22 protein-coding genes are annotated in these 18,987 nt (G+C 66.9%); 9 read left to right on the top strand and 13 right to left on the bottom strand.

Going from position 1 to position 18,987, the window contains the following annotated elements:
- Positions 1–58: 58 nt before the first annotated feature.
- The gene (locus tag NCW75_01645) at positions 59–769 is read right to left on the bottom strand and encodes a hypothetical protein (GenBank protein UYV13002.1); all 711 of its coding nucleotides are present in this window, start codon (positions 767–769) and stop codon (positions 59–61) included.
- 603 nt (positions 770–1,372) lie between these two features.
- Here NCW75_01645 and NCW75_01640 point away from each other — a divergent pair.
- On the top strand, positions 1,373–2,200 hold the full coding sequence (locus NCW75_01640; GenBank protein UYV13001.1) for a hypothetical protein: 828 nt from the start codon (positions 1,373–1,375) through the stop codon (positions 2,198–2,200).
- Positions 2,201–2,464: 264 nt separating this feature from the next.
- On the opposite strand, the gene metF is transcribed toward NCW75_01640, so the two are convergent.
- The 5 genes from metF to nrdR form a co-directional block, all read right to left on the bottom strand.
- Positions 2,465–3,439, bottom strand: coding sequence for a methylenetetrahydrofolate reductase [NAD(P)H] (gene metF / locus NCW75_01635; protein UYV13000.1), 975 nt, complete (start codon positions 3,437–3,439; stop codon positions 2,465–2,467).
- Positions 3,440–3,493: 54 nt separating this feature from the next.
- Positions 3,494–3,943 carry a hypothetical protein gene (locus NCW75_01630; GenBank protein UYV12999.1) on the bottom strand — a complete coding sequence of 150 codons (450 nt, stop codon included), beginning with the start codon at positions 3,941–3,943 and terminating at the stop codon, positions 3,494–3,496.
- A 92-nt stretch (positions 3,944–4,035) separates the two neighbouring features.
- Complete coding sequence (gene mgtE, locus NCW75_01625) at positions 4,036–5,430, bottom strand: magnesium transporter (protein ID UYV12998.1); 1,395 nt, start codon at positions 5,428–5,430, stop codon at positions 4,036–4,038.
- Positions 5,431–5,503: 73 nt separating this feature from the next.
- The gene (locus NCW75_01620; protein ID UYV12997.1) at positions 5,504–5,938 is read right to left on the bottom strand and encodes a hypothetical protein; all 435 of its coding nucleotides are present in this window, start codon (positions 5,936–5,938) and stop codon (positions 5,504–5,506) included.
- 8 nt (positions 5,939–5,946) lie between these two features.
- Complete coding sequence (gene nrdR / locus NCW75_01615; GenBank protein UYV12996.1) at positions 5,947–6,483, bottom strand: transcriptional regulator NrdR; 537 nt, start codon at positions 6,481–6,483, stop codon at positions 5,947–5,949.
- A gap of 223 nt (positions 6,484–6,706) precedes the next feature.
- On the opposite strand from nrdR, the gene NCW75_01610 reads away from it, so the two are divergent.
- Complete coding sequence (locus tag NCW75_01610; protein ID UYV12995.1) at positions 6,707–7,273, top strand: inorganic diphosphatase; 567 nt, start codon at positions 6,707–6,709, stop codon at positions 7,271–7,273.
- Positions 7,274–7,296: 23 nt separating this feature from the next.
- On the opposite strand, the gene NCW75_01605 is transcribed toward NCW75_01610, so the two are convergent.
- The gene (locus NCW75_01605; GenBank protein ID UYV12994.1) at positions 7,297–7,743 is read right to left on the bottom strand and encodes a hypothetical protein; all 447 of its coding nucleotides are present in this window, start codon (positions 7,741–7,743) and stop codon (positions 7,297–7,299) included.
- Positions 7,744–7,782: 39 nt separating this feature from the next.
- On the opposite strand from NCW75_01605, the gene NCW75_01600 reads away from it, so the two are divergent.
- Positions 7,783–8,331, top strand: coding sequence for a hypothetical protein (locus NCW75_01600; GenBank protein ID UYV12993.1), 549 nt, complete (start codon positions 7,783–7,785; stop codon positions 8,329–8,331).
- On the opposite strand, the gene NCW75_01595 is transcribed toward NCW75_01600, so the two are convergent.
- Positions 8,328–8,921, bottom strand: a complete 594-nt coding sequence (locus NCW75_01595; GenBank protein ID UYV12992.1) for an NAD(P)H-dependent oxidoreductase subunit E — start codon at positions 8,919–8,921, stop codon at positions 8,328–8,330. The genes NCW75_01600 and NCW75_01595 overlap by 4 nt on opposite strands.
- Positions 8,922–8,985: 64 nt before the next feature.
- Entirely contained in the window at positions 8,986–9,750 is a 765-nt protein-coding gene (locus tag NCW75_01590) for a lamin tail domain-containing protein (GenBank protein ID UYV12991.1), read from the bottom strand.
- 53 nt (positions 9,751–9,803) lie between these two features.
- Between NCW75_01590 and NCW75_01585 the strand changes: the two genes are divergently transcribed.
- Positions 9,804–10,649, top strand: a complete 846-nt coding sequence (locus NCW75_01585) for a hypothetical protein (protein UYV12990.1) — start codon at positions 9,804–9,806, stop codon at positions 10,647–10,649.
- A 6-nt stretch (positions 10,650–10,655) separates the two neighbouring features.
- Here the strand turns inward: NCW75_01585 and NCW75_01580 are convergent, their stop codons facing one another.
- Together NCW75_01580 and NCW75_01575 are read right to left on the bottom strand one after the other, a co-directional pair.
- A complete protein-coding gene (locus tag NCW75_01580; GenBank protein ID UYV12989.1) occupies positions 10,656–11,546 on the bottom strand; it encodes a hypothetical protein in 891 nt (296 codons plus the stop codon).
- 136 nt (positions 11,547–11,682) lie between these two features.
- Positions 11,683–12,129 (bottom strand): cytochrome c, encoded by a 447-nt coding sequence (locus NCW75_01575; GenBank protein ID UYV12988.1) that lies wholly within the window; start codon positions 12,127–12,129, stop codon positions 11,683–11,685.
- A gap of 53 nt (positions 12,130–12,182) precedes the next feature.
- On the opposite strand from NCW75_01575, the gene NCW75_01570 reads away from it, so the two are divergent.
- Positions 12,183–13,388, top strand: coding sequence for a TMEM143 family protein (locus tag NCW75_01570; protein ID UYV12987.1), 1,206 nt, complete (start codon positions 12,183–12,185; stop codon positions 13,386–13,388).
- Positions 13,389–13,398: 10 nt separating this feature from the next.
- On the top strand, positions 13,399–13,893 hold the full coding sequence (locus NCW75_01565) for a low molecular weight phosphotyrosine protein phosphatase (GenBank protein ID UYV12986.1): 495 nt from the start codon (positions 13,399–13,401) through the stop codon (positions 13,891–13,893).
- An 81-nt stretch (positions 13,894–13,974) separates the two neighbouring features.
- Here the strand turns inward: NCW75_01565 and NCW75_01560 are convergent, their stop codons facing one another.
- Together NCW75_01560 and NCW75_01555 are read right to left on the bottom strand one after the other, a co-directional pair.
- Entirely contained in the window at positions 13,975–14,475 is a 501-nt protein-coding gene (locus tag NCW75_01560) for a nucleoside deaminase (GenBank protein ID UYV12985.1), read from the bottom strand.
- A gap of 48 nt (positions 14,476–14,523) precedes the next feature.
- Complete coding sequence (locus NCW75_01555) at positions 14,524–15,531, bottom strand: twin-arginine translocase subunit TatC (protein UYV12984.1); 1,008 nt, start codon at positions 15,529–15,531, stop codon at positions 14,524–14,526.
- 265 nt (positions 15,532–15,796) lie between these two features.
- Here NCW75_01555 and NCW75_01550 point away from each other — a divergent pair, with 265 nt between their 5' ends.
- The 3 genes from NCW75_01550 to NCW75_01540 all read left to right on the top strand — a co-directional run bounded on the left by NCW75_01550 (position 15,797) and on the right by NCW75_01540 (position 18,847).
- Complete coding sequence (locus NCW75_01550) at positions 15,797–16,468, top strand: sigma-70 family RNA polymerase sigma factor (GenBank protein UYV12983.1); 672 nt, start codon at positions 15,797–15,799, stop codon at positions 16,466–16,468.
- A complete protein-coding gene (locus tag NCW75_01545) occupies positions 16,465–17,229 on the top strand; it encodes a hypothetical protein (GenBank protein ID UYV12982.1) in 765 nt (254 codons plus the stop codon). Before NCW75_01550 ends, NCW75_01545 begins: the two co-directional genes overlap by 4 nt.
- A 172-nt stretch (positions 17,230–17,401) precedes the next feature.
- A complete protein-coding gene (locus tag NCW75_01540) occupies positions 17,402–18,847 on the top strand; it encodes a PDZ domain-containing protein (protein UYV12981.1) in 1,446 nt (481 codons plus the stop codon).
- Positions 18,848–18,987: the final 140 nt, after the last annotated feature.

Raw genomic sequence — 18,987 nt, 5'->3', positions numbered from 1 at the left:
CGGGTTCGTGGCAATTGGGAGTTGGCAATTGGCAATGGGTCAGAGGAGCATGGCGGCCTCAGCCCGCCTTAGACTCGACCGATGGGGCCGGCGCAATGGTCCCCGCCACCGCCTGCTGGTTCCCGCCCGCGCCGATGGTGAGCGTGGCCGGCAGCGAGTAGGCGCTCGTGCCGCTGGGGCGCTCGGCCCGCACGCGGTAGGCGACGGCGGCCATGCCCGCGGGCGTCGTCTGGTCGACGAACTCGCGCTCGAGCACGGTGGTCAGGTCGGCCCACGCGCTGGTCTGGCCCTGCACCGTCGTGGTGCGGCGCTGCACGCCCCACACTGTCCCGCCGAAGCGGCTGGACTCGAACCGCAGCACCGCGCGGCCCTGGGTGTCCAACGCAACACTCAGATCGGTGGGCACCGGCGGCGCGGGTAGCTCGCCGGGCGTCTTGGGCGCGGGGATCTGCGCGGCGGCGTACACCGCGTCGGGGTCGGCTTGCTGGGTGGCATAGAAGCGGATCTTGCGCACGAGTTCCCGGGCGAGGTCGCGGTTGGTCTCGGCCGCCGCGTGCCAGGTGATGGTGCTCGCTTTTGCGGCCGCAACAGCCGCGGTCCGGTCGTCGAGCCCGCTGCGCGCACTATCACTGGTTCCGGTGATGGCCGTGATGTCCTCGACGGTCAGGCCGATCGAGGTCGGGTCGGCGCTCCACGCCGCCAGGTGGTCCTCGGTGAAAAGCAGTGAAGCCCGGTCTCCCGCGGGCACGGTCGTTGTCTGTCCAGGCATGAGTTGCCCCTTGTGCTATGGCGCATCCGGTGCGCCGGTCGCGGAGGCATGGCGTTCGCCGCCGCGGCCCATCCATGGGCCCCCGGCACGCGCCGGGGCGACCCGATAGGAACGTCGGTGGTCCGGGAACGCGACTCCACTCCAACATAAGTTTCTGGCCGATATTTTTTTCCGGGCGACCCTGGCGCCCCCCGCAGCGGGGGCTTGATGGCCCCACGCGTGGCAACGCCTACCCCGAGCGACCAGAACGCCCGGTGCGCGCGGCCCAAGGCCGGATTCTGCCGTGTTGTGCTGGGTTTTCGCGATGCGAATGGTCCGGATAATCGGGCGTGCGCAGAACATCACGGCCCCATCGGGCAGCGCGACGGCCCCGACGCACGACGCAACGGCCCTGGACGGGAGCGCCACGGCCCGCGCGCAGAACGCGATGGCCCTGTTCGAGAGCGCAACGGCCCCGGCACGAAGCGTGATGGCCCTCTTTGGGATCGTGATGGCCCGGTGGGGGACGTTGGCGGGTTTGTTGGGGATGCGTGTGGTGGGGGTTGTTGCTAGAGTGGCGGTGAGATGGATAAGACCCGTGGAACTGGATCGCGGCGTGGGCACTTGAAGTTCGCCTTCATTGGCCTTGGTGGGGTTGTCGCCTTATGGCTGGCGTTTGGTGCGCTGGCGCTCAACGCCGATGGCGTGCTGTGCTGGCTCGGTTACGACGCGGCATCAACGATCGAGCCGGGCACCTTCGGCGACATGTTCGGGGCCGGCAATGCCTTCTTCTCTGCGCTCGCCTTCGCGGCCGTGGCATACACGCTGTGGCTCCAGTTGCAGGAGTTGGAGGAGGCCCGGCTGGACCGCCGTGAGGCGCGCGAGGACAGCAAGGAGAACATCAAGCTGCAAGGGGAGATCGCCGAGAGCCAGCGGTCAGCAACTCAGATGCAACTGAAAGTTGCGCAGTCAGGCGATGTCTACGCGACGTATGCTCGAGTAGCAGGAAGTGAGTTCATGGAGCGGCTGCAACGATTGCAGTGGATCGCATCGGCCAACGTAGACTTCGTCAAGCAAAACAATGGGATCCGATACCTCTTTGCCCCACAGACAGTGGGCGATCTCTTGTACCACAACCATCGCGGTTCTGCACCGAATCACTACAGCGCGGGCCGGATACCAAAAGAAGAGTTGTATGCTGCCGGATCCAGCCCGGTGGCACTAGCTGATCGAGTGATTGCCGATGTGCGATACTGCATATCCGCTCTTGTAGATTTGCAGCCACTATTAAAACTGGAGTTGATGACTCACAAGGAACTTGGCGCATTGATTACGCGTGAGGAGTGCGCGTTCCTGACGGAGTGTGCGATTGGGTGCATGATGCTGCATGGTCGACAGCTGCAAACCATCGCTGAGCTAATAGACTCCATAGACAACCAACAAGACAGCTAAGCGGAGTATTGAAATCTAATCGCGCGTCTGGACTGTCCGTGAATTGATGACCTTGAAGGCCAACTTGAGCTGCGACCTGAGTCGGAAACCCGCGGCTCGGACGGGGGCGTGCATCCCCTCCGGCCCCATTGCCAACTGCCCAGTGCCCATTGCCAAACCTCCGAGCCCTCGGCGACCTCCGCGTTCAAATCCCTTCCCCCCTTCGAGCCCCTCGCGGCCTTCGCGTTCAAGAAAGAAAGCCCGGGCTTGCGCCAGGGCCTCGTTTCAGGACAGCGCGCGTGAGTCCTTCACGCCCAGCGTGCGGTAGATCTCCCGCGTCGCCTTCGACCGATTGAGCGTGTACAGGTGCAGGCCGGCGACCTTGTGGTCGAGCAGGTCGCGGCATTGCTCGGTGGCCCAGTGCAGGCCGACGCGGCGGACGGCGTCGGGCTCGTCGCCCGCGCGTCTCAGGGCGCGCAGGAGTGGGGCCGGGAAGCGGCTGCCGGCGGCGAGCTCGGCCATGCGGCCCATGCCCTTGGTGCTGGTGATGGGCATGATGCCCGCGACGATGGGCACGCGGATGCCGGCCAGGTCGCAGCGCTCGCGGAAGTCGTAGAAGTCGTGGTTGTCGAAGAAGAGCTGGGTGATGATGAAGTCGGCCCCGGCGTCGATCTTGGCCTTGAGGTGGTCCATCTCCTTGAGGCGATTCGGTGTCGCGGCGTGGCCCTCGGGGTAGCCGCCCACGCCGATGCCGAAGGCGCGGTCGGCGCCCAGGTGGGTGTCGCTGTAGGTGCGGATGGCGCGGACGACGTCGGCGCCGTAGCGGAAGTGGGCGAAGGGGTCCTCGCCCTCGCGCCGGCCGCTCGGAGCGCCGCCATCAAGCGGCGGATCGCCTCCCAGGGCCATGATGTTGCGCACGCCGGCTCTGGCGTAGCCCTCGAGCATGGACTCGACCTCGCCCGGCGTGTGGCAGACGCCGGTCATGTGGGGCATGGGGTGAAGGGCGGTCTCGCGGCGGATGCGCAGGACGAGCTCTCGGGTCAGCTCTCGCGTCGATCCGCCCGCGCCGTAGGTGACCGAGACGAAGCTCGGCTTGAGCTCCTCGAGCTCGCTGATGGCGGTGTAGAGGCTCTCGGCGCTCTCGGCGTTCTTGGGGGGGAAGAACTCGAAGCTGGCGGTGACGCCGTCGCGCTTGAAGATGTCCAGGATGTGCTCGCTGGGCGTGGCGGGAGCGGTGTTGTTGGCAGAGGACTCGGGCACCGGGCAGTGTATGGGGGCGGGCGGGCGTTCTCGACAGGTGTGGGCGGTGGCGGTTCAGCCGAAGACCACGCCCAGGCCGACGAGCACCGCCACGCTGATGAAGAGCAGGCTGAGCGTGAAGGCGAGCCCCTTGAAGATGGTCGAGAAGAACGTGCCGACGGAGCGGCAGACGCCCGAGCGGATGGTGAAGAGGGCCAGCAGCGGCGCATACATGGCGGTGAAGAGCAGGTTGAAGCCCGCGGCGGCGAACAGCGTGTTGCCGGCCATGCGGCCCGGGGCGCCCTGGGAGAGCTGGATGACGGCCAGGATCGTCGCGATCACGGTGGCCCCCACCATCACGACAACCAGGCCGCGGGTGGGCGAGGATGCCATCTTGGTGCACTTCCTGGCACCGGCTTTGGCGCAGGCACGCCCGCGACCGCAACGCTTGGCGGTGGAATCGCCGTGGTCTGCGGCCTCGGCGGACAGGACGCTGGGCATGGGCGGGGGTGCGGCGATCGACATGGCTCGGATCCTTTCGTTCGGCGGACGCTGCTGGGCGTCCACCAATACGTTGGGATTCGAGCCGGGGCGATTTCGGGCGCTGGGGAAAGGGCTTACTGGAGGTAGCCCATCATGGCGCTGGCCAGGCTCAGGACGATCAGGAAGCCGCACATGTCGGTGACGGTCGTGAGGATCGGGCCGGAGGCCAGGGCGGGATCAGTCTTGAAGCCCTTCAGGAGCAACGGCACACCGCCGCCGATGCACACGGCGATGAGGGTGTTGGCGGCCAGGGCCGACCCCACGACGAGGCTGAGGGCCAGGTTGCCCTTCCACAGGAACGCGACGCCGCCGATGAGGATGCCCAGGATGATCCCGTTGATGATGCCGACGCTGCCCTCCTTGAAGAGCACGCGGAAGATGTCGCGCGGGCGGGCGACGCCCAGGGTGAGCTCGCGCATGCTGACGGCGACGGCCTGGTTGCCCGAGCAGCCGGACATGTCAGAAATAATGGGTAAGAACACCGCCAGGGCGATGACGGCCTCGAGCGTGTCCTGGTGGAACGCGATGACGCTGGCGGCGGCGATGTTGAGCACGATGTTGATGCTCAGCCACGCGAGGCGGCGGCGGCTGCGCAGGGCGAGGGGCATCGACCGGAGCTCCTCACCACCCACGATACCCTGGCTGGCGCGGTACATGTCGTCGGCGTCTTCGCGGGCGGCCTCGCTGACGGCGCTGCGCTCCACGACACCGAGCAATCGTTGCTGCTCGTCGACGACGGGGAAGGCGAGGAAGTCGTGGTCGTCGAACACGCCGCGGAGCTCGTCGAACTCCATCATGTGCGCCACTCGCACCGGATCGGGCACCATGATCTCGGCCACCGGCGTGGCGCGGCGGGCCATGAGCAGGCGGCGGATGGGGATGACGCCCTGGAGCGCGCCATCGCTGTCGACCACGTAGGAGTACTGGATGTTGTAATCGCGGTAGCGCTCGGCGTTCTCTTCCATGTCGGCCAGCACGTCGCGGACGGTCATGGACTCATCGAAGGCCAGGTACTCGGTGAGCATCAGGCCGCCGGCGGAATCCTCCTCGTAGCTGGCCAGACGGCGGACCTCGTCGGCGACCTCGGCGGGCATGGCGCCCAGGATGGCCTGGGCCTGCGCCTCGTCGATCGCGGCGATCAGGTCGGCTCGGTCGTCGCTGGACATCTCCTCGATGATGTCGGCGGCCTTCTCGTGGTCGAGGGTGCCCAGCACTTCGAGCGCTTTGGCCGCGTGGACCTTGGGCATGACTTCCACGAGATCCGCCGCGGACTCGGAGGTGAGCAGCGACAGCAGTTTGGCGCGCTCATCACCGTCGAGCGCGCTGACGGCGTGGACGGTCTGCTCGGTGCTGGCCTGGTCGAGCCACTCGGTGCAGCCCTGGCCGTCGCCGCAGTCGATCGCGTTGTCGAGCACGGCCTCGTCGGGGGGCGCGATTTGCGAGGTACCTTCGGCTTCGGGGGGCGTCATAGGAGCTCCTTGGACTCTGAAGATAGCGCCCGGCGCGGTGTGGCCGGTGTTGGAGTCAAGATTCGATCGGCTCTCAGCCGCCCGCGGCCATCAGCACGTAGAACCGCCACGAGCCGTCGGGCTGGCGCACGGCCTCGTGGGCGGCGACCTGGCCCTTGGGGTATGTCTCATAGGCCAGCAGCATGGCCTGGCTGCGGGCCTCGCGCACGTCGCCTGCGGTCACCGAGAAGGCCCTGTGCTCGCGGCCGTCGACCTCGTAGGCACCCTGGCGGAACCACTGGGGCTCGGTGGGCTGATCCGCCTGCATCGGAGCCTCGCGGGCGGCATCGACCGGAGCGGCATCCTGGCTCGCGACCCGCCGCTCGGGCTTCTCGGTCTGTCCCCGCTGGGTCACTGGCTGGGGCATGGGCCTGGGTGGCGGGTTGCTGGCGCAGCCGGCCAGCATCATCAGGGCTATTCCGAGGCTTGCCATCCGCACCATCACGCACTCCTTGCGTAGGTAACTCATGCTCAATCCTACGGGCGCTCGCCGGCACCGGCGGCCTTGCCATCCTCGACCTCTCCACCAAAGAGCGCCCGCTGGTCCTTGACTGCCTTGGGGCGGGTCTTGAGCATATCAAGTTCTTTCTGGAGCTCGGTGGCGCTCATGAACTGGTGGTACTCGCTGGCGAAGCGGATGTAGGCCACCTCGTCGACCTCGCGGAGGCGGGCCATGACCAGCTCCCCCACCACGCTCGAATCGACCTCGCGCTCATAGGTCTGGTGGAGCTCTTCCTCGACGGCCTCGGCCAGCCCCACCTTGTCGGCCTCGGGCACGGGCCGCTTGCCGCAGGCGGCCTGGATGCCCCGAAGGATGTTGTCGGGGTCGAAGGGCACGCGGCTGCCATCGCGCTTGACGACGACCAGGCGGGCTTGCTGTTCCACTCTCTCGTAGGTCGTGAATCGGCGATCGCAGCGGTTGCACACCCGGCGGCGGCGAATGGTCCGCCCGCTCTCGGCCGGGCGCGAGTCGATGACCCGGTCGTCGTTGTGGCTGCAAAAGGGGCAGATCACCGGGGGGGCTCCAGGAAAACCAAAGGCGTTGGGTCGGGGTTCGGGACCACCACAACATGTTGGGAAGTGTAGTAGCGTGCCATGATCCGGGAAACGGGCGGGATGTCTTAGATCTGGACCTGTCTGAAGTGCCGCGGTGATCGGCCCGATAGCCCACCAGAGGCTCGAAACTGGCCCCCCCGCCGGCGGCCGCCGGCCGGCATTCCACCTACGCTCCATGCCCATGATCCACCCCTGGCACGACGTTACCCCTGGCTCTGGCAACCACCCCCTGCCCGGGCACTTCCGCGCGGTCATCGAGATCCCCAAGGGGAGCCACAACAAGTACGAGCTTGACAAGCACAGCGGCATGCTGAAGCTCGACCGCGTGCTCTCGAGCGCCGTCTACTACCCGGCCAACTACGGCTTCATCCCCCAGACGCTGGCCGACGACGACGACCCGCTGGACGTCCTGGTGTTCAGTGTTGAGGAAGTCGTGCCGATGTGCCTGGTGCAAGCGCGGGCGGTGGGCCTGATGAGCATGATCGATGATGGGCAGGCCGACCACAAGATCATCGCGGTGCTCGAGAGCGATCCGATCTACGACGACTATCTGAGCGCGAGCGACTTCCCGCGGCACACGTTTAAGATGCTCAAGCGATTTCTTGAGGACTATAAAGTTCTCGAGGGGAAGGACGTGGAGGTCGACGAGATCATGCCCGCCGACGCGGCGCACCCAATCATCGAGAACGCGCTGAATCGGTACAGCGACGAGCGGCGGCGGGGGCAGATCCCCGGGCTGCACAACTAGCAGTGCCCGAGAGAGCCGACCGCTCACCAAAATAGTGAAGTCTCGGGCAGCACACGAGATCGTGCCTCGGGCAGGGCCTCGCCGTTGGCATCCACGCGCAGCACCTCGATCGATCCGGGCTCGCCGATAACGCGCAATCGGTATGGACCCGGCGGCGGCAGGCGCACGCTGTAGGCTGTCGAGAGCGACGGGTTGCGTGCGTCGGGGCCGGCAGGGTTTGGGCCGGCGCGAAGGTGCATCACCACGCCGAGGCGGCGCTGGATGAAGATCGACCCGCCGCGTTCGAGGGCCTGCTCGTGCCGCCCGCCGGGAGGGACGCCGAAGGCGACCGAACCGTCGCCCGCCAGCGGGCCGGTGATGTATGACTGGCGGGCTTCGATTTCCGAGGCCGCCTCGAAGCGCAGCCACGCGCTCGATTCGTTGATGATGGTCAGGCGTGGGCCGCCGCAGCCTGAAAGCAAGGCAACCATAATCAGAATAAGGGGGCAAAGCACAATGGAAGGAACGCTGTGGCCGACAATGCGATCTTTGAAGAAACCCAGCGCCTGCACCAGAACAGGATCGTGCGCTACGTGACCCCGATCGCCTTGTTCGGCGCGCTGGTCGCGACCTGCACGGCGTTGGTTGGCCAGGGCACTTCCCCGATTGGTCTGGCGGCGATGATCACGGTCGTGATTGTGTTGACTGCCGGTTTCGCCATGCTGCCGATGCGCACCACCGTGACGCCCAACGAGATCTTGGTTCGGACGCTCGTGTTCTACCGCAAGCGCGTCGCGATCGAGCATGTCGCGTCCGCGAACGCGATCACATACAACGCGCTGTTCGAGTGCGGGGGTTGGGGCATCCGCCCCACGCGCAAGCACGGCTTGGTGCTCAACATCGCCGGCGACAAGGGCGTGGCGGTGCGGTACACCACCATTGGAAACGAGAAATCGTTGCTCATCGGCTCCCAGCGCAGCGATGAATTGGAGCACGCGATCCGCGTGGCGGCCAACCTTTCCGATGGCCTTGCAGACGAATCGCCGGGGCATGGCGGGGGTCCTTCGGCTGCCGGTTAGTCGACGATGCTGACGGCCTCGGGGCTCAGGCCCTCGCGGCCGGTTCCCGCGGGTACGCTGTCGGAAGCACGCACCTGTCGCACAAGCTCGGCGGCCCGCTCGGGCGTGAGCTGCTCGTGGAGTTGCTCGTCGATGAGGGCCACCGGGGCGGTGCCGCACGAGCCCAGGCACTCCAGCTCGATCAGGCAGAGCTTGTCGTCGTCGGTGCTCTCGCCCACGTCGATGTCCAGGGCTTCCTTGATGGCTTGGGTCACCTCGGGCTGGCCGCAGAACTCGCAGGCGATCGACCGGCAGACGCCTACGACGTGGCGGCCTCGGGGGGCCAGGGCGTATTCCTCGTAGAAGCTGGCCGTGTCCATGACGTCGGCCGGCGAGAGGTCGAGGAATCCCGCGATCTCTTCCATCGCCTGGGGCGGCACCCAGTGGTACTCGTGCTGGATCATGTGCAAGGCGGGCAGCAGGGCGGCCAGGGTGGTCTCGAAGCGGGGCAGGTACCGCTGCGAGAGCTCGTCCTGCATGGCCTGGGTGAGGTAGGGCTCGGTGCGCCGCTCGATCTCGGTCGTCGCCGAGGGCTTGGGGATCCACGCCATGGTCGCTGCTCCGGGGAAACTTCTGGCTGAAACGGGTCCATGATAGCGCCCGGTCGAAGCGGGCTCATTCGGGAGCGTCGACCGGATTGGCCTCGGTCTCGGAGAGCTCCGGAGGCTTGGGAAAGGCCACACCGGGGCTGCACTTGGCGCGTTGGGCCAGTTCGATGCGGGTGTGGGCGACCATGGGCCCCGCGGCGCTGGTACGTTGCACGCTGGCGTACTCGACAATTGAGATCGTGTCGGTGTGGAATGCCTCGGCGGGCGGGGCCTGGTCGGGCTCGCCCCAGACGACCACCTGCACCGGGACGCCCAGGGCGTTCTCGAGCAACACGAAGTCGGTGGTGTTCGCGAGCGCCATGAACTTCGAGCGCACGCCGGCGGTGAAGATGAACGCGCCCTCGAACAGCGGGTTGGGGCCCGGCGGGGCGCGGTGGGTGTCGCCCACGGGGCCGGTCCACTTGGCCTCCAGCCCGTTGAAGACCACGACCGTCTGGCCCGGCTTGAGCATGATGTCTGGGAAGGTGAAGGCGAAGCGGCCCTCTTCGCCCCGATGCCGATCGAGCAGGCGGTAGCCCGCGAGGTTGATCGCATCGGCGTGCGGGTTGGTGATCTCGATGAACTCGTCGCCGGTGGCGTGGCGCGTGCCGTCCTTGTTGGCGTCTCCGCCGCTAGTGGGCACGGCGAAGAGGACCTCGGTGATGAGCGGGTGGGGGAATGGGACGAGCGGCTTGGCTTGGTCGGTAGCCGGAGCAGGCGCAGCGGGCACCGGGTCCACGGCCTGGCCGGCCTGGATCGCGAGCAGCATCGTGAGAGTTACCACCACCCCCATGGCTCTAGGCTACCCGGTTCTGGGGATCCCGACCACCTCCAAAGGAGCGAGCCATGCGAGTCGCGCGATTCTGGGCAAGGGCGCAGGTTGAAGAACAGGGCTACGGCCGCGGCGCGTGGGGCAGCTCAGACGCGAGGCTCGAGGAAGCGCAGGCCATCGCCGAGGAGAAAGCCAGGCAGAAAGTAGCCGAAGTGGTCGCGGCGGACGACTGGAGCCTGCACCACTACGACTACGAGCGGCACGACATGCCCGAGCCGATCGTGCAGGACATGCACGACGCTAGCGGCGATCGCATCGCGGCCATCACCATCAACCGCTACGGCGCGAACGTGCTGAACACGGCCCGGCTGGTGTTCGTCGATGTGGACTTTCCCGAGCCATTGCCGGGACCGGGATTCGTCGGCCGCTTGCTTGGTCGCAAGCGCCCCGTCGAGGACTTCCAGGGTGCGGCCCTCAGCCGGCTATCGGCGTGGGCTCAAGAGGACGCGGCACGGGGCGCCCGGGTCTACAAGACCGCCGCCGGCCTTAGATATCTCTTGACGTTCCCGGCGATGGCCCCTGATGGCCAAGACACTTCTGAGATGATGCGCGAACTGGGGGCGGACCCCCTATACGCCAAGCTATGCCAGGCCCAGGGCAGCTTCCGCGCGAGGCTAAGCCCCAAGCCTTGGCGCATCGGCGTGTCGGGCACGCCCAAGCTCAGCTACGAGAAACTCGAGAACCCCAGCGCAGAAGCACGCGCCTGGATGTTCAAGTACGAGGACGCCTGCCGGGGGTACGCGGTGTGTTCGCTCATCGACGAGATCGGCCAGACACGCCCGCCCGATGACAACACCGCCCGCCTCATCGCGATGCACGACGAGCGGGCGGGGGTGGGCAAGGGATTGCCTCTGGCGTAAGCCGGCTTATCCGTCGCAGCCGAGCGAGAACAGGTTCTGGAAGCACAAGAAGTCGAAGATATTCAACTCGCCCGAACAATCGCAGTCGGCGGTGGTATCGCCCGACGCGAAACGATTCTGGAAGCACAGGAAGTCGAAGATGGTGGCCGCGCCGTCGCCGTCGCAGTCGGCCGGGCAGGGCAGGCCGCCGCCGGGGCTCGCGTCGCCGGCCCAGATCGCGAGGTTACCGATGAGCCGGCGGAAATTCTCATCGCCAACCTGGAGTGTGCCGTTCACGGTCGAGAAGCTCGCGACACGACCCAGGCCCCAGTCCCAACCGACCACGCCCGAACCGCCATCGAACGACGACGTGGTGTAGAAGCTGGTCGCGCCGTCGCGCGGGGTGATGTGGCTCTCGGTGCCGGCCAGGCTCGTCAGGGGAAAGTTGAACTCGTCGGGTAGGCCCGCGTTCACGACCGGGTCGGGCGTGTCGAGCGTGAACGTCGCATCGCTCAGCGTGTTCCACGTTGTGTAATTTGACGGAATGATCAGGCCCAACGCCTGGAACGTGCCACGAACGTACACGTTGTAGTTTGTCCACTCGGTGGTCAGCAGACCGCCACCCTTGCACACGAAGTCGATCAGGCTGGCCTGGCCGGCCCCGGACATGTCGCCCGAGATCCAGTTGTGGTTGGGCTGGAGATAGATGACCGTGTACTGGTCGATGTCCATGCCATCGAACTCGAAGTATTCCGGGCCAAGCACGGCAGTATGGCCGACGGCCTCGAGGGCCAGGATGACCGACGAATCGGTTACCGGCTCGCCGCTGGAGAGCACCAGCACGTTCTCCTGAGCGTGGGCCAGTGATGCGGCGAGGGCTGCTGACGTGGTGGCGGCGATACGTGCAATGTTCTTCATCTCTCTTCTCCCAAAGCTACCCAAAGTAACATCAACCACGGCGCCCCGAGCGGTGCGCGGATACATATCATCCCCAAAATCAATGCAACAATCAAGCCAGATTTCGGCCCGGCATCTCGCCTCGCGATATATGAGACTACAGGCCCTGGCGCGCGTCCCAGACCTGCTCTTCGGTGACCTTGCTTGCGTGGTTGCCCCACGAGTTGCGGATGTAGGTCAGGATCGCGGCGATCTCGGCGTCGCTGAGGTAATCGAAGCCCTGCATCTGCTGGCGCCACTGGCCGGTGGGCTCGAGCCCGCCCTGGTGGTCGCCCACGCCCAGCACGGTGATCTCCACGAGCCGCCCGACGTTGCCGGTGACGACGCTGTTGCCCGCCAGCGGCGGCTGGCTGCCCTGGACACCCTCGCCCTGTGGCTGGTGGCACAGCGTGCAGTGCACCTGGTACAGCGAGCGGCCCTCGGCCAGCGACACCACGGCCTCGGCCGAGCCGATGGTCGCGGCGGGTGTTGAGTTCTCGCCGCAGGCCGCCAGCACGAGCAAGGGCAGGATGGAAAGGCCGGTAACGAGGATCTTGCGTGCCATGGCCGATGGTACCCCCACCCCTCCCCCCACCGCGACCGACTACCTTGGTGCCGATGGAGCCCACCGCCGTGCCATCTCTGGAAGAACTGGACGACCGCTTCATCCCCGTGCGGATCGAGGCCATCGTCAACGCGATCGATGCCGATCCCGAGCGGTTTGGCGAACTGGCCGGCTGGGCCCAGAAGATCTGCAAGGCCTCCGAACGCGTGATCGTCCAGGAAGTCGGCGAGTTGCACCGCCACCTCGATCGGTTGTACGCGGCGGCCAATCCGGACCTCGACGCGCTGGCAGAGCCCAACCCACTCGCGCTGCCGGACGACCCGAAGCTGCACGCCGCGCTGGAGTACCTGTTCGACCGGGCCAGCTTCACGCCGCTGAGCGACATCGGCATCAAGGCCGCCATCAAGGCGGGCACGGCGTACGGGCTGCGCGTGCGCATCAATCCCGACCGTGTGCGTTCGCTCTCGCTGCACGTGCGCGGGCGCGGCACCATCACGCTGGTGCGTCGCAACAAGAAGAAGCCCTGGAAACGCATCGAGCGCGAGATCGAGATCTATACCCGGCTGGCGGTCATCGCGCAACTGACCGGCGAGGATTGCCTGCGGCTGAAGCTCTTCCGAGATATCCCGGTGGCCGACGTCGAGGCCCTGCTGCCCCACGCCGAGGCGACGATGACCTTTATGGATCGGGCGTTCGTGGTGGGCATGGGCGCGGGCTCGCTGGGCACGCTGGCCAAGGTCGCCGTCGCGGGCGCGGCCAGCACGAGCGCGCTGGCGATCCCCGCGGCCATCGGTTTCGGCGGCATGGCGGTGCGGAGCTTCTTTGGGTACAGGCGGAAGAAGAAGCAGCGCACCAGCCACCGCACCGAGCATCTGTATGACAAGAACCTGGCCAACAACGCCGCCGTGCTGCACACGCTGTGCCGCATGATCGCGCACGAGGAGGCCAAGGCGACGATCATCGCGTACGCCGTCCTGGCCGCCCGGCACGACCTGGAGGAGTCCGAGCGGTGGCCGATGGCCGAGCTGGGCGATCGCGCGTCGGCGTACCTCAAGGAACGCTTCAAGGTCCCGAGCCAGTTCGACGCCGAGACCGCGCTCTCGACGCTGGAACGCCTGGGGCTGATGGAAGACGCCGCCCTGACCGACCCGGACAAGGCCCACGCGACCGTGGAAGCCCACTGGAAGACCCGCGACACCACGGGCCACCACCTCGCGACAATCGAAGCACGAGCCGACGAGAAGATGAGCAAGGGCTAGTCTGGCCCGTATGAGCAAACCAGAGACCCAGCCGTTGATCCTGTTCGTGTGCCTTGGCAACATCTGCCGCAGCCCGCTGGCCGAGGGCATCTTCCTTCACATGGCCAAGGAGCGCGGGCTGGACGCGCTCGTCGTCGACTCGTGCGGCACCGGCGGCTGGCACGAGGGCGAGGGGCCCGACCGCCGGGCGATGGCCGTGGCGAAGCAACGGGGCGTGCACCTGCCCAGCCGGGCCCGGCAGGTGCGCGGCGAGAGCGACTTTACAAGATTCACGCACATCATCGCGATGGACGCGAGCAACGTGGAGAACCTGCTGGCGATGGGAGCGCCTAAGGAACGCGTGCGGCTGATGTGCTCGTACGACCCCGCGCACGCCGGCAAGGACGCACCCGACGTGCCCGATCCCTACTACGGCGGCGACGACGGATTCGACAAGGTCTTCGACATGCTGGTGGCGGCGTGCGAGGGGTTGCTCGACGAGATCGAGGGGAAAGCGCGGGCGTAAAAAGTACGGAACGAGCCCCTCGCGCGAGCGAGGGGAATGGACGCGCGCACGCACTTTCCCCTCGCTCGCGCGAGGGGCTCGTTATTCACGCTTGCGCCGACGCAGGTCACGAAAGAACGCCCGCAACAACTCGCCGCACGCCTCGGCCTCGACACCGCCGATGAGTTCGGGCCTGTGGTTGAGCCGGTCGTCGGCCAGGATGTTCATCAGGCTCCCCGCCGCACCGGCCTTGGGGTCGAACGCGCCGAACACCACGCGGCCGACGCGGGCGTTCACCAGCGTGCCGGCGCACATGCAGCAGGGTTCGAGGGTGACGACCAGCGTGCAGCCGTTCAGCCGCCAGTCGCCGATGGCCTTCGACGCGGCACGGACGGCGATCAACTCGGCGTGGCCGCAGGGATCGGCATCGCCTTCGCGCGTGTTGCGAGCTTCGGCGATGACATTGCCGCTCGCGGTCTCGTAGACCACCGCGCCGATGGGTGCCTCGCCGGCATTGGCCGCTTCTCTGGCGAGTTCGATGGCCCGAGCCATCACGGTGCGATCGATCTCGGTCGCGTGCTCGGGGCCCAGCGGCTGAGGCACGCCCCCACCGCTCCCAGCCGAACGCCGCTTGAGGAATCGGCCCAGCACCTACAAGCCCTCGTCGTCGACGTTGCCCTCGCCCGCGTTGCCGGCCAGCTTGTCGGCGGGCAGCACGCGTGCGATGAGCAGGCCAAGCTCGTACAGCGTGTAGAGCGGCACCGCCAGGGCGAACATCGAGATCGGGTCGGCCGGCGTCAGCAGCGCGCCCAGCACCGCGGCGACCAGCACGGCGTACTTGCGGTGCTTGCCCATCGCCCTGGGGTCGATCAATCCCGTCCAGCACAGCAGAAGCACGACGACGGGCGTCTGGAACGCGACGGCCATCGCGAGGGTCAACTGGAACAGCAGCTTAATGTACTCGGCCACGCGGAACTGCTGGCTGAGCCCGGCCGTCAGCGCGAGGGGCACGCCCAGGATGCGGACCTTGGGCGGCCGTTCATCGTCTTGGATGACCTCCTCAGGGTCGGCCACCTCGACGGCTGGGAGCTGGCCCACGGCGATGCGCATCTCCTGCAGGCGGGTGTTGATCCACATCTGGCCCGGTTGCGGGCTTGGCGGATCGCCGTGCAACGACGGGACCTCAGGGAACACCATCGCCGGCGGGGGCTGGGCGGTGCCGGGATTAGGACCGCCCAGGGCCTGGCCGAAGCCGATGAAGAACGCCAGCACGAGCGGCATCATCACGAAGTACAGGAATGCGACCGACGCGACGGTGAGCCCCACGCTCATCGGTGCCAGCACGTACACGAACCGCCGCTCGGCCGCGTAGAGACCAGGGGCCGCGAACCGCCAAGCCTGGTAGATCAGCCAGGGCAGCCCCACGATGACCGCGACCGCGATGGACACGCGCAGGTAGGCCCCGAAGGTCTCCATTGGCCCGGTGACCTGCACCACAGGGGGCAGCCCCCGGCCCTTGAGGGCCTCGCGCAGGGGTACCAGCATGAGGTCGATGATCTGGCGGCCGAAGACCAGCGAGAGGATCAGGATCGGGGCCAGCCCAAAAAACGCGATGATTAGCCGGCGGCGGAGGTCCTCAATGTGATCGCCCAGCGGCATGGAAAGGCCGCCCTCGGCCGACCAAGGCGAGGTTCCCCGTTGGCTGGCTGGGCGGTTGGCGGGCGGATTCGGCAATGGGTTCGCTTCCTGATCGGTACGCGGAGTGAACCCGCCGGCCCGAGAATCCGAAGTATAACGGCATGGGCGGACCCCAGGGCACTTGCGAATCCATGCTCGGGGCCGCTTCGTGGCGGGTGGGCCGCAGCCGCGCATCTCGTGGTGTCGAGGAGGGAGACGGAGTGAGAGCCCCGGAGCGAAAACACGGATGAAAGCCAAGCCCCCCAGCACGGCGTCGGTGGATCGATACCGGGTCGACCCTGCGCTGGTGGTGCGCGCGACCGAGGGCCACTCCGAGGCCGTCCAGCAGCTCTGGCAGAGCCATCGCCGCTGGGTCGCCGCCATCGTGCTGGCCCACATGCCGCGCGAGGCCGACCTGGACGACCTGCTCCAAGACATCGCCGCGACGTTCGTGCGTAGCGTCCGGGAGCTTCGCACACCGGGCGCGTTGCGTCCCTGGCTCCGCACGGTGGCCATCAACGCCGCCCGGGCCGAGGGCCGCAAGAAGACGCGCCGCCGCAACGCCCTGGAGAGCCAAGCGGCCACCGACCCCGGCACGTTCCAGCGTGACGAAACGCCCGACCTGACCGCTGCGGCGCCCGAGAGCGCTGATGAGGCGCACTGGCTGCTCGACCTGATCTCGCAGATGCCCGAGAGCTACCGCGAGCCACTGGTGCTGCGGTGCGTGCGGGGCATGAACTACAAGGCCATCAGCGAATTGACCGGCCTGCCCGAGACGACCATCGAGACGAGGATCGCCCGCGGCCGCCGCATGCTCCGAGAACGCGTCGCAATGGAACGGGATCGCAAGACGGACGCCGCTAGCGCATCCAAGAACAGAGTCAGGAATTCGGGGGCAAACGGAGAAGTGGACGAATGAGCCCGATGGATCACGACAACTTCGATTCTGGAACTCGCGAGCCGCTCGACCGCGACCTGCTCATCAGCCGCGTCGTTGACGACGCCGCCACGGCCGAAGACTGGCAGCAGCTCCGAGCCCTGGCCGAGTACGACCCCAGCGTGTGGCGTGAGTTGTTCGAGGCCCAACACGCCCAGGCGGAGTTGTCGCAGGCCGTGCAGCAGGCGATCGCGATCGCCGACGGCGTCGACGCGCCCGTGGACGACATGGGCGGCATGAGCCTGCGGTTTCGGTTTCGCCAGGCGGCGACCTGGGCCGGTTGGGCCGTGGCCGCGACCGTGGCGGTTGTCTGGGTGGCGCCGCAATTGATGGGCACGCCCACGTCGGCGCCGGGCTCGAACCTCGCGGGCGTGGGTCCGCTGGTCACGCTCGATGGTCCCAGCAGCACCCAGCTCGACGGTAACATGTTCGAGGCCGCCCCCGACAATCCCAACATCGGACGAGGCACCCTGGCCAACGAGCGCTCGTTCGGCGGCGACCAGTTCCGCCAGGCATCGACCGGGTCCACCACCGGCACCGAGCAACTCGCCGAGATGCCCGACCGCGTGCTCCTCGAGGTCCGGCCGCTGGCGAACGGGCAAGTCGAGCTGATTTATGTTCGCCGGCTCATCGAGAAGTCCGTCATCAACGAGGGCGACCTGTACCAGGTCAAGCCCGATGACGCCGGCATCAACCGAACGGTCCCATATCGGCAGCGTCGGCCCTCGTCGGGTCCGATCTGATTCGCAGCAGGTTCCAAAACCCCGCGGCCACAGTGGTGGGATGACTATCAGAAGGCCGCTTAACGAGTTCGAGCGCGACGGGTCCGCCCACGGCCCGCGTCAACATCTGAAGCATCGGGTGCCCAACACCATTCGGTATGGACCCGGTCGGCACGGATAGGAGGCTCAAGTCATGATCCGCAGCAGCAACACCACCATCGATCGCATCATGCGTGTCGGGCTGGCCACGCCCGCCCTGGCGCTCACCATCGTGGCCGGCGCGGCCGTCGCCCAGCAGGGCGGGTCGAGCGGCACCTACGAAGTTATTGTCGAGACCGAGCCCCAGGACAAGGCCGATGCGCCCCGTGCCCGCGTGGCGTCTCGGCAAGCCGCCCAGCAAAGCCAGGTCGTGGTCGAGGTCCAGAAAGAGGCCGATGGCAACAACATCTGGGTCCGCCGCGTGAACGATGATCCCATCGTGGTCAAGCTCAACGGCAAGGAACTCAAGAAGCACCAATACACGTTCAAGAATGGCGTGGTCACCATCAACACGGACGGCAACAGGTTTGAGCTCAGGATGCCCCAGCAGTTGATCGCGGAGGCCGGAGATGGGCCGCTCGCCGGCCGCATTCGGCTGGTGGAGCCACCCGCGATTAGCCAACTCCGTGGCAACGTCGCTGGTGGTTGGGCCCAGGAGCGAGCCCCGGAAGCCGTCCAGTCCCAACCCAAGGTCATGCTGGGTGTCGTGATGGGTGAGCCCGAAGCCACAACGGTCGAGCATCTGGGCCTGCACGCCAAAAAAGCCGTCCTGCTCGAGCGTGTCGTCGACGGGCTGCCCGCCGACAAGGCCGGGCTCCAGGATAAAGACATCATCATCGGCTTCGGCGAGAAGGCCGAGCCCCGTTCGGCGGACGAGATCCGCAAGGTGCTCGCCAAAGCCGAGCCTGGCACGGTGGTGAAGGTCAAGGTCATCCGCAAGGGCCATCCGAAGACCTTCGACCTGAAGCTCGAAGCGTTCAACGCGCAGGCCCTGGGGCGTGCGCCCGCTTCGGGTGGTGGCGTGGGCCAGCTCCGCCTGGCACCACAAGGGGACGCGGCGGCAGGACAAGGGCCGTGGGGCAACTTCCAATTCGAGCGCGACGCCCAGCATTCTCACATGGAGCAGGCCGAGAAGGCCATGAAGGAAGCCGCCGAGATGCTCGCCCGGATGGAAGGCGAGATCGATCGCGAGGCGACCGATGCCTACAAGCAGGCCTCCAAGGCCATCGAGAAGGCCATCGCGGCCATGCGTGAGGGCGAGCAGTTCGGCCTCGAGATCGAGGACATGCGGCGGATGCAGGAACAGGCCGTCGCCCGCCTGCGTGGCGATATGGCTGCCCGTGATAACGACCAGCGCTTCTGGGCCGACCGGGGTGACGGTGGCGAGGGCTTTGCCCTGAGGTTCCCCGGCCAGGACGACGGCGACAACGAGTGGGCCGAGCGTCTGGAGGAACTCGAGGATCGTCTGGACAACCTCGAGGACACGTTCGATCGGGCCATCGACCGCCTGGAAGACCGGACCGAGGCCATGATCGAGCGGCTCATGGAGCGGCTCGAGCGGGCTCTGGATGACCGCGGCGACGGCCGACGCGGCCGCTAAGGAGCCCACCCGCTCCGAACCAGCCTTTTGAAGATTTTTCTTCTTGGGGCTGCAACCCGGGCTGTTCGAAACGGAACAAACTCGGGAGTAAACCTCACACGACAGGGCCGGCCGGGGAGACGACCCGTTCCCGAGCCACC

It is taken from the genome of Phycisphaera sp., assembly GCA_025916675.1.
Lineage (GTDB): Bacteria > Planctomycetota > Phycisphaerae > Phycisphaerales > UBA1924 > JAHCJI01.
The sequence above is the reverse complement of the archived record's forward strand: the minus strand, read 5'-3'. Positions and strand labels throughout refer to the sequence as shown.

Excerpts from the sequence above, each read along its gene's own strand:
- NCW75_01540 (UYV12981.1), top strand. The coding sequence starts at position 17,402 with ATGATCCGCAGCAGCAACACCACCATCGATCGCATCATGCGTGTCGGG.
- NCW75_01645 (UYV13002.1), bottom strand. The coding sequence starts at position 769 with ATGCCTGGACAGACAACGACCGTGCCCGCGGGAGACCGGGCTTCACTG.
- NCW75_01585 (UYV12990.1), top strand. The coding sequence starts at position 9,804 with ATGCGAGTCGCGCGATTCTGGGCAAGGGCGCAGGTTGAAGAACAGGGC.
- NCW75_01630 (UYV12999.1), bottom strand. The coding sequence starts at position 3,943 with ATGTCGATCGCCGCACCCCCGCCCATGCCCAGCGTCCTGTCCGCCGAG.
- NCW75_01545 (UYV12982.1), top strand. The coding sequence starts at position 16,465 with ATGAGCCCGATGGATCACGACAACTTCGATTCTGGAACTCGCGAGCCG.
- NCW75_01575 (UYV12988.1), bottom strand. The coding sequence starts at position 12,129 with ATGGCACGCAAGATCCTCGTTACCGGCCTTTCCATCCTGCCCTTGCTC.
- NCW75_01620 (UYV12997.1), bottom strand. The coding sequence starts at position 5,938 with ATGAGTTACCTACGCAAGGAGTGCGTGATGGTGCGGATGGCAAGCCTC.
- mgtE (UYV12998.1), bottom strand. The coding sequence starts at position 5,430 with ATGACGCCCCCCGAAGCCGAAGGTACCTCGCAAATCGCGCCCCCCGAC.
- NCW75_01605 (UYV12994.1), bottom strand. The coding sequence starts at position 7,743 with ATGGTTGCCTTGCTTTCAGGCTGCGGCGGCCCACGCCTGACCATCATC.
- NCW75_01580 (UYV12989.1), bottom strand. The coding sequence starts at position 11,546 with ATGAAGAACATTGCACGTATCGCCGCCACCACGTCAGCAGCCCTCGCC.
- NCW75_01610 (UYV12995.1), top strand. The coding sequence starts at position 6,707 with ATGATCCACCCCTGGCACGACGTTACCCCTGGCTCTGGCAACCACCCC.
- NCW75_01565 (UYV12986.1), top strand. The coding sequence starts at position 13,399 with ATGAGCAAACCAGAGACCCAGCCGTTGATCCTGTTCGTGTGCCTTGGC.
- NCW75_01595 (UYV12992.1), bottom strand. The coding sequence starts at position 8,921 with ATGGCGTGGATCCCCAAGCCCTCGGCGACGACCGAGATCGAGCGGCGC.
- NCW75_01555 (UYV12984.1), bottom strand. The coding sequence starts at position 15,531 with ATGCCGCTGGGCGATCACATTGAGGACCTCCGCCGCCGGCTAATCATC.
- NCW75_01590 (UYV12991.1), bottom strand. The coding sequence starts at position 9,750 with ATGGGGGTGGTGGTAACTCTCACGATGCTGCTCGCGATCCAGGCCGGC.
- NCW75_01570 (UYV12987.1), top strand. The coding sequence starts at position 12,183 with ATGGAGCCCACCGCCGTGCCATCTCTGGAAGAACTGGACGACCGCTTC.
- NCW75_01550 (UYV12983.1), top strand. The coding sequence starts at position 15,797 with ATGAAAGCCAAGCCCCCCAGCACGGCGTCGGTGGATCGATACCGGGTC.